General features: G+C 65.4%; 15 protein-coding genes. 10 read left to right on the forward strand and 5 right to left on the reverse strand.

Annotated elements, in window-relative coordinates:
* Window positions 1-47 precede the first annotated feature (47 nt).
* Both rho and trxA read right to left on the reverse strand, forming a co-directional pair.
* Window positions 48-1,307 (reverse strand): transcription termination factor Rho, encoded by a 1,260-nt coding sequence (rho, locus tag H4P35_RS08530; protein ID WP_043541410.1) that lies wholly within the window; start codon window positions 1,305-1,307, stop codon window positions 48-50.
* Window positions 1,308-1,424: 117 nt separating this feature from the next.
* Window positions 1,425-1,751: a thioredoxin TrxA gene (gene trxA, locus H4P35_RS08535; RefSeq protein ID WP_056315616.1), complete on the reverse strand. Its 327-nt coding sequence runs from the start codon at window positions 1,749-1,751 to the stop codon at window positions 1,425-1,427.
* Between the two features lie 324 nt (window positions 1,752-2,075).
* Here trxA and H4P35_RS08540 point away from each other — a divergent pair, with 324 nt between their 5' ends.
* The 4 genes from H4P35_RS08540 (at window position 2,076) to H4P35_RS08555 (ending at window position 8,294) form a co-directional block, all read left to right on the forward strand.
* Window positions 2,076-4,037, forward strand: a complete 1,962-nt coding sequence (locus tag H4P35_RS08540; protein WP_226848613.1) for a DNA topoisomerase IV subunit B — start codon at window positions 2,076-2,078, stop codon at window positions 4,035-4,037.
* Window positions 4,037-4,636: a YcxB family protein gene (locus tag H4P35_RS08545; protein ID WP_062842054.1), complete on the forward strand. Its 600-nt coding sequence runs from the start codon at window positions 4,037-4,039 to the stop codon at window positions 4,634-4,636. Before H4P35_RS08540 ends, H4P35_RS08545 begins: the two co-directional genes overlap by 1 nt.
* Before the next feature lie 45 nt (window positions 4,637-4,681).
* Window positions 4,682-7,012, forward strand: coding sequence for a DNA topoisomerase IV subunit A (gene parC / locus H4P35_RS08550; RefSeq protein ID WP_226848614.1), 2,331 nt, complete (start codon window positions 4,682-4,684; stop codon window positions 7,010-7,012).
* Between the two features lie 79 nt (window positions 7,013-7,091).
* Complete coding sequence (locus H4P35_RS08555; RefSeq protein ID WP_226848616.1) at window positions 7,092-8,294, forward strand: DUF418 domain-containing protein; 1,203 nt, start codon at window positions 7,092-7,094, stop codon at window positions 8,292-8,294.
* Between the two features lie 49 nt (window positions 8,295-8,343).
* Here H4P35_RS08555 and H4P35_RS08560 read toward each other — a convergent pair whose 3' ends face one another.
* Window positions 8,344-9,684, reverse strand: coding sequence for an aspartate aminotransferase family protein (locus H4P35_RS08560; protein ID WP_226848618.1), 1,341 nt, complete (start codon window positions 9,682-9,684; stop codon window positions 8,344-8,346).
* A 17-nt stretch (window positions 9,685-9,701) separates the two neighbouring features.
* Window positions 9,702-10,664: a MurR/RpiR family transcriptional regulator gene (locus H4P35_RS08565; RefSeq protein WP_226848620.1), complete on the reverse strand. Its 963-nt coding sequence runs from the start codon at window positions 10,662-10,664 to the stop codon at window positions 9,702-9,704.
* Between the two features lie 275 nt (window positions 10,665-10,939).
* On the opposite strand from H4P35_RS08565, the gene H4P35_RS08570 reads away from it, so the two are divergent.
* The 6 genes from H4P35_RS08570 to H4P35_RS08595 all read left to right on the forward strand — a co-directional run bounded on the left by H4P35_RS08570 (window position 10,940) and on the right by H4P35_RS08595 (window position 15,807).
* Complete coding sequence (locus tag H4P35_RS08570; protein WP_062842049.1) at window positions 10,940-11,488, forward strand: MarR family winged helix-turn-helix transcriptional regulator; 549 nt, start codon at window positions 10,940-10,942, stop codon at window positions 11,486-11,488.
* Window positions 11,485-12,045, forward strand: a complete 561-nt coding sequence (ectA, locus tag H4P35_RS08575; RefSeq protein WP_056315633.1) for a diaminobutyrate acetyltransferase — start codon at window positions 11,485-11,487, stop codon at window positions 12,043-12,045. The genes H4P35_RS08570 and ectA overlap by 4 nt, the downstream gene beginning before the upstream one ends.
* A gap of 123 nt (window positions 12,046-12,168) precedes the next feature.
* Complete coding sequence (ectB, locus tag H4P35_RS08580) at window positions 12,169-13,476, forward strand: diaminobutyrate--2-oxoglutarate transaminase (protein ID WP_128827927.1); 1,308 nt, start codon at window positions 12,169-12,171, stop codon at window positions 13,474-13,476.
* Entirely contained in the window at window positions 13,473-13,871 is a 399-nt protein-coding gene (locus H4P35_RS08585) for an ectoine synthase (RefSeq protein WP_008165124.1), read from the forward strand. Before ectB ends, H4P35_RS08585 begins: the two co-directional genes overlap by 4 nt.
* Window positions 13,872-13,885: 14 nt before the next feature.
* On the forward strand, window positions 13,886-14,812 hold the full coding sequence (gene thpD, locus H4P35_RS08590) for an ectoine hydroxylase (protein WP_056315639.1): 927 nt from the start codon (window positions 13,886-13,888) through the stop codon (window positions 14,810-14,812).
* Window positions 14,813-14,934: 122 nt separating this feature from the next.
* A complete protein-coding gene (locus H4P35_RS08595; RefSeq protein WP_226848622.1) occupies window positions 14,935-15,807 on the forward strand; it encodes an MOSC domain-containing protein in 873 nt (290 codons plus the stop codon).
* A gap of 59 nt (window positions 15,808-15,866) precedes the next feature.
* Here the strand turns inward: H4P35_RS08595 and sugE are convergent, their stop codons facing one another.
* Complete coding sequence (gene sugE / locus H4P35_RS08600; RefSeq protein WP_056315644.1) at window positions 15,867-16,184, reverse strand: quaternary ammonium compound efflux SMR transporter SugE; 318 nt, start codon at window positions 16,182-16,184, stop codon at window positions 15,867-15,869.
* Window positions 16,185-16,219: the final 35 nt, after the last annotated feature.

Consider the following 16,219-nt stretch of genomic DNA (forward strand, 5'->3'; position numbering starts at 1 on the left):
AAAAGCCGCCCTCGAAGGCGGCTTTTTCTTGGGTGCGGACGGTGCGCTTACTTCTTCTTCATCATGTCGAAGAATTCGGCGTTGGTCTTGGTGGCGCGCATCTTGTCCAGGATGAATTCCATGGACTGGACTTCGTCCATGTCGTGAATGAACTTGCGCAGCACCCACACCTTCTGGAGCAGGTCGGGGGCGATCAGCAGCTCTTCGCGGCGGGTGCCCGACTTGTTCAGATTGATGGACGGGTAGACGCGCTTTTCGGCCAGGCGGCGCTCGAGGTGGACTTCGGAGTTGCCGGTGCCCTTGAATTCTTCATAGATGACTTCATCCATGCGGCTGCCGGTTTCGATCAGCGCGGTGCCCAGGATGGTGAGCGAGCCGCCTTCTTCCAGGTTGCGCGCCGCGCCGAAGAAGCGCTTGGGGCGCTGCAGGGCGTTGGCGTCCACGCCGCCGGTCAGCACCTTGCCGGAGGCCGGCACGACGGTGTTGTAGGCGCGGGCCAGACGGGTGATCGAGTCCAGCAGGATCACGACGTCCTTCTTCATTTCGACCAGGCGCTTGGCCTTCTCGATGACCATTTCGGCCACTTGCACGTGACGGGTGGCGGGCTCGTCGAAGGTCGAGGCCACGACTTCACCGCGCACCGTGCGCTGCATTTCGGTCACTTCTTCCGGGCGTTCGTCGACCAGCAGGACGATCATGACCGCGTCGGGGTAGTTGGTGGTGATGGCGTGCGCAATGTGCTGCATCATCACCGTCTTGCCGGACTTGGGGCTGGCGACGATCAGGCCGCGCTGGCCCATGCCGATCGGGGCGAAGACGTCGAGGATCCGGCCAGTGAGGTTTTCCTCGCTCTTGATGTCGCGTTCCAGGCGGATGACGCGATTCGGGTGCAGCGGCGTCAGGTTCTCGAACATGATGCGATGCTTGATCGCCTCGGGCGCCACGCCGTTGACCTTGTCCACCTTCACCAGGGCAAAGTAGCGCTCGCCATCCTTGGGGGTGCGCACTTCGCCTTCGATGGAGTCGCCGGTGTGCAGATTGAAGCGGCGGATCTGCGACGGAGAAATGTAGATGTCGTCGGTGCTGGCCAGATACGAGGTTTCCGGCGAGCGCAGGAAACCGAAGCCGTCGGGCAGGACTTCAAGAACGCCGTCGCCGAAGATCTGCTCGCCTTGCTTGGCGCGCCGCTTCATGATGGCGAACATCAGTTCCTGCTTGCGCAGGCGGTTGGCGTTTTCGATTTCCAGGCCAGCGGCCATTTCGAGCAGCTGCGAGACGTGCAGCGCCTTCAGTTCGTTGAGGTGCATCGCGGTGGGTGTTGGGGGAAAAGTAAAGGAGGGCTCTGGCGGCGCGCCACGGACGGGCTCGCGCGGTACTGAATGAGCGCCGCCTATGCGGCGGCGCCCTCGGTTACAGCACGCGATTTACAACGCGCCGTCCAGGAATGCGGTGAGTTGCGACTTCGACAGCGCGCCAACCTTGGTGGCGGCAGCCTGGCCGTCTTTAAAGAGCATAAGGGTGGGAATGCCGCGGATGCCGTACTTGGTGGCCGTGCCCTGGTTTTCATCCACGTTCAGCTTGGCGATCGTCAAGCGGCCTGCGTATTCGGCGGCGACTTCTTCCAGGATGGGGGCGATCATCTTGCAGGGGCCACACCAGGCAGCCCAGTAGTCCACCAGCACCGGCTGGCCGGATTTCAACACATCGGCATCGAAGCTGGCGTCACTGACGTTCTTGATTTGGTCGCTCATGATGGTGATTCTCGGTTCGGCAGCAAAAGGCGCGTTAAGACGCGCCTTGCCGTTGTTCTTGTTTGTGGAATGGACTCAAGCATACCACTGTCAATAACAACAGGCATACCACTGTTAATAACAACAGGGTTTGCAGGATTTTGTGTAGGATGTTGCGGCGCAGCTGTCGCGATCCGGGCGGTCAAAGTCCGGAACGGCGGTTGTGACTGTCATCATCCTACCGAAATCGGACCTGGTCAGGTCGTGCGCATCCCACCCGGAGCCGCGCAGAATCTAGGCTTGTCCGTAAAATGTCGGTTTTTTTCCACAGATGTTGGGGATAACTTGGCCACTCCACGTTACAACGAGGCGTCCATCCGCGTCCTGAAGGGGCTGGAACCCGTGCGGCAGCGCCCGGGCATGTACACCCGCACCGAAAACCCCCTGCACGTCGTGCAGGAGGTCATCGATAACGCCGCAGACGAGGCCTTGGCCGGCTACGGCAAACAGATCCAGGTCACGCTGCACGCTGATGGCAGCGTGTCCGTCGAAGACGACGGCCGCGGCATTCCCGTCGGCCTGCATCCCGAAGAAAACGCGCCCGTCGTCGAACTCGTGTTCACGCGCCTGCACGCGGGCGGCAAATTCGACAAAGCCGGCGGCGGCGCGTACGCCTTCTCCGGCGGCCTGCACGGCGTCGGCGTGTCCGTCACCAACGCGCTGGCCACCCGCCTGGAAGTCGTCGTCTGGCGCGACAACGCCGTGAACCGCCTGGTGTTCAAGGGCGGCGACGTCGCCGAGCCCCTGGCGCCCTACGACCAGGGCGGCCGCAAGAAGTCCGGCACCCGCGTGCGCGTCTGGCCGGACGCCAAGTATTTCGACAGCCCCAATATTCCGCTGGGCGAGCTCACCCACCTCTTGCGCAGCAAGGCCGTGCTGCTGCCGGGCGTGAAGGTCACGCTCGTCAACGAGAAAACCGGGGACACCAAGACCTGGCAGTACCAGGACGGCCTGCGCGGCTACCTAGCCGAGGCCCTGGCGGGCGCCGAACTGATGGTGCCGTTCTTCGAAGGCGCGCAATACGCCGGCGCCGACCACGAAAACTTCGCCGAGGGCGAGGGCGCCCAATGGGTCGTGGCCTGGACCGAGGACGGCAACGCGGTGCGCGAGTCCTACGTCAACCTCATCCCCACGCCGGCCGGCGGCACGCACGAGTCCGGTCTGCGCGAAGGCCTGTTCGGCGCCGTGAAGGGGTTTGCCGAGCTGCACAGCCTGCTGCCCAAGGGCGTGAAGCTGCTGCCCGAAGACGTCTTTGCCCGCGCCAGCTTCGTGCTGTCGGCCAAGGTGCTCGATCCGCAATTCCAGGGCCAGATCAAGGAACGCCTGAACAGCCGCGATGCCGTGCGCCTGGTGGGCGGGTTCTCCAAGAGCGCGCTCGATCTGTGGCTGCACAGCAATGTGGAATACGGCAAGAAGCTTGCCGAACTGGCCATCCGGCAGGCGCAGGCGCGCCAGCGTTCCGCCCAAAAGGTCGAAAAGCGCAAGAGTTCCGGCGTGGCGGTCCTGCCCGGCAAGCTGACCGACTGCGAGTCCAGCGATGCCGCGCGCACCGAGGTATTCCTGGTCGAGGGCGATTCGGCCGGCGGCTCGGCCAAGATGGGCCGCGACAAGGAATTCCAGGCCATCCTGCCGCTGCGCGGCAAGGTGCTCAACTCCTGGGAGGTCGACCGCGACCGCCTCTTTGCCAACAACGAGATCCACGACATTTCCGTGGCGATCGGCGTGGATCCGCACGGGCCCAACGATACGCCCGACCTGTCCGGCCTGCGCTACGGCCGCATCTGCATTCTGTCGGACGCGGACGTCGACGGCTCGCACATTCAGGTGCTGCTGCTGACGCTGTTCTACCGCCACTTTCCCAAGCTCGTCGAGGCCGGCAACGTCTACGTCGCCAAGCCGCCGCTGTTCCGTCTGGACGTGCCGGCGCAGGGCAAGCGTCCCGCCCGCAAGATCTACTGTCTTGACGAAGGCGAGCTCGAGGCCGCGCAGGACAAGCTGCGCAAGGAAGGCGTGCGCGAAGGCGCGTGGGCCGTCAGCCGGTTCAAGGGCCTGGGCGAAATGAACCCCGAGCAGTTGTGGGAAACCACCATGAATCCGGACACGCGCCGCCTGCTGCCGGTGGGCTATGGCGACCAGACGCCCGACGACACCACCCGCATGTTCGACATGCTGATGGGCAAGGGCGAGTCCTCGCAACGCCGCGCGTGGATCGAGGAAAAGGGCAACCTGGCGGAGCTCGACATCTGATGACCGCGACCGTGCCCGGGCAAGCCCGCATGGTCGTCGACCTGACCGCCGACGACTACGCGGATTTCGCCGCCTATGTGTACAAACGGCCGGAACTGCGCCGCCGCCGTTACCGGTCCCATCTGCGCTTCGGCGTCCTGATGATCGTGGCCTTGCTTGCCTACCTGATCTGGCAGACCTGGGACGGCAAGGGGCCCAACTGGGGTGCGCTGCTGCCGGTGTATTTCCAGGGCCTGGCGGTGGGCCTGGGCATCCTCGCGTTGCTGGCCCTGGCGTACGAATATGTGCTGCCCGGCCTCGTGAAGATGAACACGCGCCGCATGCTGGCCAAGCAGCCCGACACCCTTTACCTGGGGCGGCACGAGCTGGACTTCGGGCCGGACGGCGTCACGGACACCACTGCCACCGCCTCCGGGCACATGGCGTGGTCCGACGTGCGGCGGGTCGAGGAAACCCCCGAGCACCTCTACGTCATCCTGGGCACGTTGCAAGGCGTGATCATCCCCAAGCGCGGGCAGGACGCCGCCACGCTGCAGGCCGTGCGCACCCAGATGCGCGCGCATGTCGCCGACACGCAGTTTTTGGCCCCGTCCGCCTGAGGCGCATTGACGCCGTTTCGATGAAATTGTCTACCTGAATACAACATGACCGACACCAATCAACCCGGCCTGTTCGACTCCAATCCGCCCGGCGGCGACGGCGATGGCAACGCCGCCATCACGCTGGCGCGCTACGCGGAGCAGGCCTATCTGGACTACGCGGTGTCCGTGGTGCGCGGCCGCGCGCTGCCCGACGTGGGCGACGGGCAGAAGCCCGTGCAGCGCCGCATCCTTTTCGCCATGCAGGCGATGGGGCTGGGCTCCGGCGCCAAGCCCGTCAAATCGGCGCGCGTCGTGGGCGACGTGCTCGGTAAGTACCATCCGCACGGCGACCAGGCGGCGTACGACGCCATGGTCCGCATGGCGCAGGACTTTTCGCTGCGCTATCCGCTGATCGACGGCCAGGGCAACTTCGGTTCGCGCGATGGCGACAACGCCGCCGCCATGCGTTACACGGAAGCGCGCCTCACGCCGATCGCCAAGCTGCTGCTCGACGAACTGGACGAAGGCACGGTGGATTTCGTGCCCAACTACGACGGCAGCCAGCAAGAGCCCCAGATGCTGCCGGCGCGCCTGCCCATGATGCTGCTGAACGGCGCCTCGGGCATCGCCGTGGGCATGGCCACCGAGATCCCCCCGCACAACCTGCGCGAAGTCGCGCAGGCCTGCGTCGCGCTCATCAAGCAGCCGCAGTTGCCCGACGAAGAGCTGTACGCCATGATCCCCGGCCCGGACTTCGCGGGCGGCGGCCAGATCATTACCCCCGCGGCCGACATCGCGCAGATCTACAGTGTGGGCCGCGGGTCCCTGAAGGTGCGCGCACGCTGGCAGTTCGAGGAACTGGCGCGTGGACAGTGGCAACTGGTCGTCAACGAGCTGCCGCCGGGCACCTCGGGCCAGAAGGTGCTGGAAGAAATCGAGGAAATCACCAATCCCAAGGTCAAGACGGGCAAGAAGAGCCTGACCCCGGAGCAGACGCAGGCCAAGGCGGTCATGCTGAACCTGCTGGATGCGGTGCGCGACGAATCCGGCAAGGACGCCGCCGTTCGTCTGGTCTTCGAGCCCAAGACCTCGCGGGTCGACCGCGACGAATTCGTCAACACGCTGCTGGCGCAGACCAGCATGGAAGGCAGCGCCAGCGTCAACCTGGTGTGCATCGGCACCGACGGCCGTCCGCGCCAGAAGGGCCTGCGCGACATTCTGGTCGAATGGCTGGCGTTCCGCACCAACACCGTGGTGCGCCGCACGCGCTTCCGCCTGGACAAGGTCATTGACCGCATCCACGTGCTGGAAGGGCGCATGGTCGTCTACCTGAACGTGGACGAGGTCATCCAGACGATCCGCGAATCCGACGAGCCCCGCGCCGCGTTGATGCAACGCTTCAAGCTGTCCGAACGGCAAGCCGAGGACATCCTCGAAATGCGTTTGCGCCAGCTCGCCCGCCTGGAAGGCTTCAAGATCGAGCAGGAACTGGCCGACAAGCGCAAGGAACAGGTCTCGCTGCAAGAACTTTTGGACAACCCCACAACGCTCAAGCGCCTGCTGGTCAAGGAAATCGAAGCCGACGCCAAGCAATATGGCGACGAGCGCCGCACCCTGATCGAGACGGCCGAGCGCGCCGTGCTTGAAACCAAGGTGCTGGACGAGCCTGTCACCGTGATCGTTTCGCAAAAGGGCTGGCTGCGCGCTCGTCAGGGCCACGGCCATGACGCCGCGCAATTCGGCTTCAAGCAGGGCGACGATCTGTACGGCGCCTTCGAGTGCCGCACCACCGACACGCTGATCGCGGTTGGCGACAACGGCCGGGTGTATTCCGTGCCGGTGTCCGGCCTGCCGTCGGCGCGTGGCGACGGCCAGCCGGTCACCACGATGATCGACCTGGAATCGGGCACGCGCATCGTCCACACCATCGCGGCCTCGGCCGACAGCCGCTGGCTGCTGGCAACGCGCGGCGGCTACGGGTTCGCGGCCAAGCTCTCCGACATGGTCAGCCGCCAGCGGGCCGGCAAGCAGTTCATCACCCTTGAGACGGGCGACGAATTGCTGCGTCCTGTGCCGTTGTTCGCCGGCGCCCAGCAACTGGCGCTGCTGTCGCAAAAGGGCAAGTTCCTGGTCTTCGGCCTGGACGAAGTGAAGTCGCTGTCGGGCGGCGGACGCGGCACCATCCTGATGGGGCTGGACGGCGCGGACAAGCTCGATCAGACCGTGCCGATCGGCACGTTGGGGCTGCGCGCCACCGGCATCTACCGCAACAAGATGACCGAGGACATCCTGGCGGGTGCGGACCTGGCGGTCTACGTCGGAAAGCGGGCCCGCAAGGGGCGCGCGCTGGACGTGCGGCCCAAGCAGCCGTTGCTGTCTCCGGTGCTGGGTTGAGGCCTGCCCGCCGCCTGACGCAGCAAAGGCCCGGCGGCGCGCGCCTTTTGCGCCGCCGGCACGCGATCCGGGGGCGGGCATGACCGGCGGCCACGCCGTCCGGCCGCGGCTTGCCCACGTCGATGCCCTGCGCGGCTTTGCGCTCTTCGGCATCCTGGTGGTCAACATCGGCGTGTTCGCCTTTCCGTTCTATGGCGGGGGCGTGGCCGATCCGGTCTATTCGCGCCCGGTCGACGTGACCGTCCGCTGGCTGATCGCCTGGTTGTTCGAGACCAAGTTCTACCTGCTGTTTTCCTTCCTGTTCGGCTACAGCTTCACCCTGCAGATGACGGCCGCCGAACAGGCCGATGCCGCCTTCGCGGCGCGCTTTTTGCGCAGGCTGGCGGGGCTGGCTGTCCTGGGCTTTGCGCACGCCATCCTGTTCTACCAGGGCGACATCCTGGTGACCTATGCCTTGCTGGGCTTCGCGCTGCTGCTGTGCCGGCGCATGGATCCGGGCCGTGCGCTGCGCGTGGCGCTGTGGCTGATCGCGCTGGCGTCGGCGGTGTGGGCGATCCTGGGCGCGCTGACATTTCTGGATCCGGCGCCCGCTGGATACGCCGCGCTGTACAAGGCCGAGGCGCTGGCCTCCATCGAGGCGTATCGCGGCACCATCGGCACCACGATCGCGCAGCACATCAAAGAGCTCACGGAAACCATCTGGTTCACCGTGCTGTTCGTGCAGGGGCCTTTCGTCTTTGCCATGTTCCTGGCCGGATATGCGCTGGGGCGGCGCAATGCGCTGGCGGACCCGTGGCGCTCGCGCCGCGCGCTTGGGCTGCTCTGCGCGCTGGGCCTCTTGCCGGGACTGGCCGGCGCCGCCGCCTACGCAACCAGCGCATTGCCGCAGGCCCGCGTGGTGTGGGAATTGCCGGGATTGGCCGTGGGCCTTTTCACGGCGCCGCTCTTGAGCCTGTCGTACGGTGCGGCGTTCCTGCTGGCGCTGCGCACGGGGCCGGGCGAACGCCTGGGGGCGTGGCTGGCGCCGGCGGGACGGATGGCGCTGAGCAATTACCTGATGCAGTCGGTCGTCTGCGCATTCCTCTTCACGGCCTGGGGCTTGCGGCTGTATGCCGCCGTGCCGCCCCTGGCCGCATTCCTCGCCGCGGTGGCCATCTTTGCCGCCCAGCTGCTGTTGTCCGCATGGTGGTTGCGGCGCCACGCCTACGGACCCGTCGAATGGTTCCTGCGCGCGCTCACGATCGGCGCCTGGCCGCCCTGGCGCCGCGCGGCGGCAGGCTGACCGAACCTGCGCAAAGCGGGTCTTTAGACTCCGCTTCAACGGCCGGCGTCTAATCGCCCGATTGCGCGATGGCGGCGTCGATGGCGCCGGTCAGCCGTTCGGTCAGTTGGTCCAGTTCGTCCTCGGAAATGATGAAGGGCGGCGCAAGCAGCACGTGATCGCCCTGGCGGCCATCGATCGTGCCGCCCATGGGATAGACCATCAGCCCCCGCGCCATGGCCTCGCGCTTGATCCGCGCATGCAGCGCCAGATCTGGATCGAAGGTCTGTTTGGTGGCGCGGTCCCGGACCAGTTCCACGCCCATGAAAAGGCCCCGGCCACGGATATCTCCGACGTGCGGATGGTCGCCCAACGCCTCCTGCAGCCGCTGCGCAAGGCCTGCGCCCATCACCCGCACCCGCTCCAGCAGCCCGTCGCGCCGGATCACGTCCTGCACCGCCAGCGAGGCCGCGCAGGCCAGCGCATGGCCAAGATAGGTGTGGCCGTGCTGGAAAAAGCCGCTGCCTTGCTGCATGGCCTGCACGATGTGCTGCTGCGCCATGACCGCGCCGATGGGCTGGTAGCCGCCGCCCAGGCCCTTGGCAATGGTGATGAGATCCGGCGTCACGCCTTCTTGTTCGACGGCATACAGGGTGCCGGTCCGGCCCATGCCGCACATGACCTCGTCGGCGATGAACAGCACGCCGTGACGGTCGCAGACCTCGCGGATCCGGCGGAAATAGCCGGGCACGGCCGTCACTGCGCCGGACGTGGCGCCCACCACGGGTTCCGCCACGAATGCCATCACCGAGTCGGGGCCGAGGCGCTGGATGGCCGCTTCCAGTTCCTCGCTCAGCCGTTCGCCGTACTGCTCGGCGGTTTCGCCGCTGTGCTGGTCGCGATAGGCATAGCAGGGCGACACGTGTTCGACCTCGATGAGCAGCGGCGCAAACTGCGCGCGCCGCCACGCATTGCCCCCGACCGCCAGCGCGCCCAGCGTATTGCCGTGATAGCTCTGCCGCCGCGCGATGATGTGGCGGCGCTGCGGCTGGCCGATTTCGACGAAATACTGGCGCGCCATCTTCAGCGCCGCTTCCACCGCTTCTGATCCGCCAGACACGAAGTAGGCATGCGATGTGCCTGCCGGGGCGTCGGCCACGAGACGGGCCGCCAGCTTTTCCGCGACCTCGGTCGTAAAGAAGCTGGTGTGGGCATAGGCCAGCGCGTCCACCTGCGCGTGCAGCGCGGCCTGGACGTCGGGGTGGTTGTGGCCCAGGCAGGACACTGCCGCGCCGCCGGAGCCGTCTAGATACGCGCGGCCGGCGCTGTCATGGATCCAGACACCCTGGCCGCGCACGGCGACGGCAGGCGTATTGCGAAGGGAGCGATGCAGGACGCGGGTTTGGCTCATGCTGCGAAGTTCCTGGGTCAGGTTGAGGAGGTTGCCGGCCCGAAGGCCTGGCCCGGGCGGCGCGCGGGTGCGCCATTCCAGTAAACGTTGTCGGCCCGCAGGCGCTGTTCCACCTCGGCCAGCCTGTCCAGCACGGCTTGGCCGCCGCGGGCCGTCAGGCGGGCGATCAGGTGTTCGGCCAGCCCCAAGAGCCCGGCCGTCGTGTGAAGGAACGAGCCCGGCCCCTGGCGCGCGGGCTGCGCGCGCACGCCGTCGCGGTCGGGTGGGGCAAACCGCAGGGTGTGGCGGGCGTCAAGCGCAAGCGGCGAGAGCGGATCGTCGGTCAGCGCCACCAGCGCCACGCCGCGCTGGGCCGCCTGGCGCGCGAGCTGGACGGTGGCCGTGGGATAGGGCGCCTGCGAGATGACGATCAGCGCGTCGCCCGCGCCCAGGTTGTCCGCCTGCTCGGCGGGCGCGCCGCCCAGCCCGTCAATGAGGACGCTGTTGCGGCGCACGAGCTGATAGGCATATCGCATCTGAAACGCGATGCCGAAGGCCGAGCGCGTTCCCAGGAAACCGACCTGACGCGCGTCCAGCAGGGTCTGCACGGCTGCGTCGAACGCTTGCGTCGAATTAAGCGCGCAGACCGAGGACAGGGCTTGTACTTGGACGTCGGTCAACGTATTAGGACCGGGTTCGGCGGAAGCGCTTGACGCGGCCTGCAGGGCGGCGGCGCGGTCGCGCATTCCCGGCTCGTCGCGTCCCGCCAGCGCGTCCTGGAACGGCCGGCGGAAATCCTCGTAACTGGCATAGCCCAATGCACGGGCCAATCGCAACATCGTGGCGGGCGCCACGCCCAACGCCTGCGACTGCCGGCGCATCGACCACAGCCCTACCTGCGCGGGATTGGCCACTACCCACTTCGCCGCCCGCTGCAATTCAGGCGGCAGATGTTCCAGCTTTTCTTGTAGGGCAGCAAGCAGGGAGGAGGGCAGAGGCATGAGAGGGCAGCGTCGTTCGTTCGCGTAAAAACATATGATAAATAAAACATCTTGAACAAAACATATGTTTTTTATCCGGGTAAGACTTGGGCCGGATCCCGCGCTGAGCCGCATCCACGTTGGCTCCGCTGGGTGCCAAGTCCAGTCATAGTGCCGTCATCCTCGCCAAATCAGCGTTCATTTATTTACATCGTGCCGGCGTTTTTGTTTGACTCGAATAAATCGGGCGCATATCATTCGTGTAGAAATGATTTTGTCCGAACCCATCGCAACCCATGACTGACGCCGCGAAATCCGAAACATCTCAGCAGTACGACCTGCGCATTTTGCGAGCCCTGCGCCGCATCACGCGTTCGATCGCGCTGCATTCGCGACAGTTGTCCGCGGTCAGCCACATCACTGCCCCGCAGCTGATGTGCCTGCGCACCGTGATCGCCAATGGCCCCATGACGGCCACGGCGATCAGCCGCGAGATGCACGTCAGCCCCAGCACGGTGGTCGGCATCCTGGATCGGCTGGAAGACAAGGCGCTGATCCGCCGCGAGCGGGGCCGTGAAGACCGCCGCATCGTATTTGTCACCGCCACGGAGGCGGGACGTGAATTGGCGCAAGGCGCGCCGTCGCCGCTGCAAAAGCATCTGGCTGACGCGCTCAATGCCTTGCCGGAATTGGAACAGGCCACCATCACCCTGTCCCTGGAGCGCATCGTGACGCTCATGGAACAGGAAGGTCAGGCCGCAGTCGACACGCATGGAGACGTGTCGTCGCCCATCCTAGAAGTGCCCACGGGCGGGGCACCACCAGAATCGGGAATCGTCGCATGAAGAAAAACGAACTGGACACCCCCACACTCTCAAGTGCCGTGGCGCCGGCGGTCAGCGCGCAGACCCATACCATGCGTCTGCCCGACCGCAAAGACGGCGCCGCGATCCACCGCCTCATTTCCGAGTGCCCGCCACTCGACCTGAATTCCCTCTACGCGTACCTGCTCCTGTGCGAGCACTTTCGCGACACCTGCGTCCTGGCTGAAAGCGCCGGAGGACGTATCAACGGTTTTATTTCCGCCTATGTGGACCCGTCCCGCCCTGACGTTCTGTTCGTCTGGCAGGTTGCGGTGCACGCCCGCGCACGCGGCCAACGCCTTGGCCGCGCCATGCTCCGGGAACTCTTGCAGCGCAAGAACCTGGCGCATGTCCGCTATCTTGAAACCACGGTGGGGCCTGACAACCAGGCTTCGCGCCGCACCTTTGCCGGCTTGGCAGCCGAGGTGGGCGCCCACGTTTCCGAACAGCCGTTCTTCGACCGGCAATTGTTCGGCGGCGCGGATCACGACGACGAGATGCTCTTGAGGATAGGCCCGTTCGCCTTGCCATCCCCGTAGGGGTGGTACAGGCCTGACGGTCTTATCGGTTTACCGGGACGATTCTGCTGTCCGGGTGCGCTTGCCGCACCCGGGTGGATCAGGCCGTCCGTCAATTTATGAGATGAAAAGGGAGGATTAATCATGGACTTGAAGATCTTTGACCGTATGGAGTCTGAGGTGCGGGGCTACATCCGGTCGTTTCCCGTGATATTCAATCAGGCCCGGGGCTCGACGCTCATCGATGAGGATGGCGCCGAATACATCGACTTCTTCAGCGGCGCAGGCACGCTGAACTACGGCCACAACAATCCTGTTCTCAAGGAAAAGCTGCTGGAGTATGTGCAGGCGGACGGTGTCGTCCACGGCCTGGACATGGCCACCAGCGCGAAGAAGCGTTTCCTGGAGACGGTGGATCGCGTGCTGCTCAAGCCGCGCAACTGGCAATACACGCTGCAATTCACCGGCCCGACCGGCACCAACGCCGTCGAAGCCGCGCTGAAGATCGCGCGCCAGGTCAAGGGCCGTCCCAACGTGATCTCGTTCACGCACGGTTTTCACGGCGTGAGCGGCGGTTCGCTTGCCGCGACCGCCAACATGAAGTTCCGTGACGCCGCCGGCTACGCGCTGGGCAACACGACGTTCATGCCCTACGACGGATACTTCGGTCCGGACGTGGACACCATGGCCTACATGGAACGCATGCTGGAAGATCCGAGCAGCGGCATGGACAAGCCGGCCGCCGTCATCGTGGAAACGGTGCAGGGCGAGGGCGGCGTCAACGTGGCCACGCTGCGCTGGCTCAAGGAACTGGAAAAGCTGTGCAAGCGCCACGACATGCTGCTGATCGTGGACGACATCCAGGTCGGCTGCGGCCGTACCGGCACGTTCTTCAGCTTCGAGACCGCCGGCATCCGTCCGGACATCATCACGCTGTCCAAGTCGCTATCCGGTTTCGGCCTGCCGATGTCGCTGGTGCTGATGAAGCCCGAGCTGGACATCTGGAAGCCCGGCGCCCACAGCGGCACCTTCCGCGGCAACAACCTCGCGTTTGTCACCGCAACCCAGGCGCTGGAAACCTACTGGACCAACGCCGCGTTCACCGCTGATATCCAGCGCAAGGAACGCCTGGTGGGCGACTGGCTGGAAAACCTGGTGCACAGCTATCCCAACGCCGGCCTGTCGGCTCGCGGCCGCGGCCTGATCCAGGGTCTGGTTTCCAACGGCAATCCGGCGCTGTCCAACCGCATCGCCCAATGCGCCTTCAAGAAGGGCGTCGTGATCGAAACGTCGGGCGCGCACGATGAAGTGCTCAAGCTGCTGCCCGCGCTGACGATCGAGGAAGAGCTGTTGGCCAAGGGCCTGGATCTGATTGAGGCTAGCGTGGCAGAAGCGCTGGCCGATGAGGGGCAGTCCGCCCGCATCCTGAAATTTGGAGGAAAACGTCAATGATCGTACGTAATGTCAAAGATGTGATCGGCACCGCCGACGAAGTCCGTACCGACACCTGGGTCAGCCGCCGCGTGCTGCTGAAGAAGGATGGCATGGGATTCTCGTTCCATGAGACCACCATTTTTCCGGGCGGCCGCACGCACATCCACTACAAGAACCACCTCGAGGCCGTGTGGTGCATCGAGGGCGACGGTTCGATCGAGACCATTGCCGACGGCAAGAAGTACGACCTGGGCCCCGGCGTGGTCTACGCCCTGAACGAACACGACGAGCACTGGCTGTGCGGCGGCAAGGAGCCGCTGCGCGTCATCTGCGTCTTCAACCCGCCGCTGACCGGCCAGGAAGTGCACGACAAGGAAGGTGTCTACGCGCTACCCGATGCGGTCGCGGCCTGAACAAGGAGGTACGCATGATCTCACCCGCGCAGGATCCGTACGCCTCCCGTACGGATCGCAGTTCCGCCATCATTTCCCGCCAGGACCCCGTCGTCTATGAAGACGGCAAGTACGCCAGCGCGCTGACCACCGAGCAGGTGGGCCAGTACGACCGCGACGGTTTCCTGCTGCTGGAAGACCTGTTCTCGGAGGCCGAAGTGCGTGCGCTGTCGGCCGAGGTCGAGCGCATGACGCGCGACCCGTCCATTGTGCGCCGCGAAGAGGCCATCACCGAGCCGGGCAGCAACGCCGTGCGTTCCATCTTCATGGTGCACGTGCTCAATCCCATGCTGGCCCGCCTGGTGCGGGATCCGCGCCTGGTCAACGTGGCGCGCCAGATTCTCGGTTCCGAGGTCTACATTCACCAGTCGCGCGCCAACATGAAGCCGGGCTTCAAGGGCAAGGAGTTCTATTGGCACTCCGATTTCGAGACCTGGCACGTTGAGGACGGCATGCCGTCGATGCGCGCGCTTAGCTGCTCGGTGCTGCTGACCGACAACAACGAGTGCAACGGCCCGCTGATGCTGGTGCCCGGCTCGCATCGCCAGTTCATTTCGTGCGTCGGCGAGACGCCGAACGAGCACTACAAGCAGTCCTTGAAGAAGCAGGAGTACGGGGTCCCGGATCCCGTCAGCCTGCAGCTGCTGGTGGAGCAGGGCGGCATCCGCACGATGACGGCCAAGGCCGGCTCGGTGGTGTTCTTCGACTGCAACACCATGCACGGCTCGAACAGCAACATTTCGCCGTGGCCGCGGTCCAACGTCTTCATGGTCTACAACAGCATGGAGAACACCCTGAATCCGCCCAAGTACGGGCTGACCCCGCGTCCCGAGCACATCGCGACGCGCAAGGGGTTCAAGGCGGTGACCCCGCTTGACACCTTGAAGCTGGTGGGCGGCTGAGCAACCGCCACCTGATCTGGCCCGGGCTTGTCCCGGGCTTTTTTTGTCTCTTTCGGGCGGCCCGGCGTGCCGCATTTCTTGTATTCTCTGCGGCATCCGTCACCCGTTGAGCCATCGCCGCCATGTCCGCCCGTATCCTCAGCCTGCATATCTATCCCGTCAAATCCTGCGCGGGCATCGACCTGACCGAATCGCCCATCGACCGGTCGGGGCTGGCTAATGACCGGCGCTGGATGGTGGTGGACGCGGCGGGCCAGTTCATGACGCAGCGGCAATGGCCAGCCATGGCGCTCATCCGCACGGCGCTCACCGCGCACGCGCTGCGGCTGTCGGCGCCCGGCATGGCGGACCTGGACGTCGCGCTGGACGGGTCGGGTCTGCACGGCGAGCCGCTCTCGGTTGGCGTCTGGAGCGACACCACCACGGCCCGGCGCGAAAGCGAGGCTGCCGCCCAGTGGCTGTCCCAGTTTCTGCAGACCCCGTGCGGCCTGCTCAAGGTGGACGCCGCGGCGCGCCGCGACGCCAAGCCCGATTGGGTGTCACGCTGGGTTGATGCACACCCCGATCTGGCCGACGCTTTCGTCGGCGAGCACTGCTTCGGATTTGCCGACGGGTTTCCGCTGCTGATCGCCAACCAGGCGTCGCTGGACGACCTGAATGGCCGCCTGAAGGCCAAGGGGGCGGATCCGGTGCCGATGGACCGTTTCCGTCCCAACATCGTGGTCGAAGGCGAATGGGAGGCCTTCGAGGAAGACCACACCGCCATGATCACGGCGGCTGGCGTGCGCATGGCGTTCGTCAAGCCGTGCACGCGTTGCTCGATTCCCGACATCGACCAGCGCACGGCCAAGCAATACGAGGAGCCGGGCCGCACGTTGGCGGGTTACCGCAATCTGGACATTGGGGTGGTGTTCGGCCAGAACGCCATTCTGGATGCGCCGGCGGGCGCGCGGCTGAAGGTGGGCGACGCGGTCGAGATCGAACTGGATTTCTGACCCGCCGCCCCGATGGGCCTGGGCTAGGCCTGAGCCTTATGCCTTGAGCGGCCTGAGCCTTATGGCGTGGACAGCTTCAGGCCAACCAGACCCAGCACGATCAACGCAACGCTGGCAATGCGCAGCCAGTTCGCCGATTCCCCGAACAGCACGATGCCTGCCACGAAGGCGCCGATCGTGCCGATCCCTACCCACACGGCGTAGGCGGTGCCCAGCGGCAGGGTTTTCATGGCCAAGGCCAGCAGCCAGAAACTGGCCAGCATGCCGGCCACGGTGCCAACGGACGGCCACAGCCGGGTGAATCCGTGCGTGTATTTCAGGCCGACGGCCCAGACGATTTCGAACAGGCCGGCCAATACCAGGATGATCCAGGTCATTCACGACTCCCAAGTTACGCTGCCGGCAAGCCGCC

The sequence above is a fragment of the Achromobacter sp. 77 genome (assembly GCF_020541125.1).
In the GTDB taxonomy this organism is placed as follows: Bacteria; Pseudomonadota; Gammaproteobacteria; order Burkholderiales; family Burkholderiaceae_B; genus Achromobacter; species Achromobacter mucicolens.

What these genes read in the sequence shown, in the direction of transcription:
- H4P35_RS08595 (WP_226848622.1), top strand. Translation starts at nt 14,935, where the DNA reads ATGTCCGCCCGTATCCTCAGCCTGCATATCTATCCCGTCAAATCCTGC.
- H4P35_RS08560 (WP_226848618.1), bottom strand. Translation starts at nt 9,684, where the DNA reads ATGAGCCAAACCCGCGTCCTGCATCGCTCCCTTCGCAATACGCCTGCC.
- H4P35_RS08570 (WP_062842049.1), top strand. Translation starts at nt 10,940, where the DNA reads ATGACTGACGCCGCGAAATCCGAAACATCTCAGCAGTACGACCTGCGC.
- trxA (WP_056315616.1), bottom strand. Translation starts at nt 1,751, where the DNA reads ATGAGCGACCAAATCAAGAACGTCAGTGACGCCAGCTTCGATGCCGAT.
- ectB (WP_128827927.1), top strand. Translation starts at nt 12,169, where the DNA reads ATGGACTTGAAGATCTTTGACCGTATGGAGTCTGAGGTGCGGGGCTAC.
- H4P35_RS08555 (WP_226848616.1), top strand. Translation starts at nt 7,092, where the DNA reads ATGACCGGCGGCCACGCCGTCCGGCCGCGGCTTGCCCACGTCGATGCC.
- parC (WP_226848614.1), top strand. Translation starts at nt 4,682, where the DNA reads ATGACCGACACCAATCAACCCGGCCTGTTCGACTCCAATCCGCCCGGC.
- sugE (WP_056315644.1), bottom strand. Translation starts at nt 16,184, where the DNA reads ATGACCTGGATCATCCTGGTATTGGCCGGCCTGTTCGAAATCGTCTGG.
- thpD (WP_056315639.1), top strand. Translation starts at nt 13,886, where the DNA reads ATGATCTCACCCGCGCAGGATCCGTACGCCTCCCGTACGGATCGCAGT.
- ectA (WP_056315633.1), top strand. Translation starts at nt 11,485, where the DNA reads ATGAAGAAAAACGAACTGGACACCCCCACACTCTCAAGTGCCGTGGCG.
- H4P35_RS08545 (WP_062842054.1), top strand. Translation starts at nt 4,037, where the DNA reads ATGACCGCGACCGTGCCCGGGCAAGCCCGCATGGTCGTCGACCTGACC.
- H4P35_RS08565 (WP_226848620.1), bottom strand. Translation starts at nt 10,664, where the DNA reads ATGCCTCTGCCCTCCTCCCTGCTTGCTGCCCTACAAGAAAAGCTGGAA.
- rho (WP_043541410.1), bottom strand. Translation starts at nt 1,307, where the DNA reads ATGCACCTCAACGAACTGAAGGCGCTGCACGTCTCGCAGCTGCTCGAA.
- H4P35_RS08585 (WP_008165124.1), top strand. Translation starts at nt 13,473, where the DNA reads ATGATCGTACGTAATGTCAAAGATGTGATCGGCACCGCCGACGAAGTC.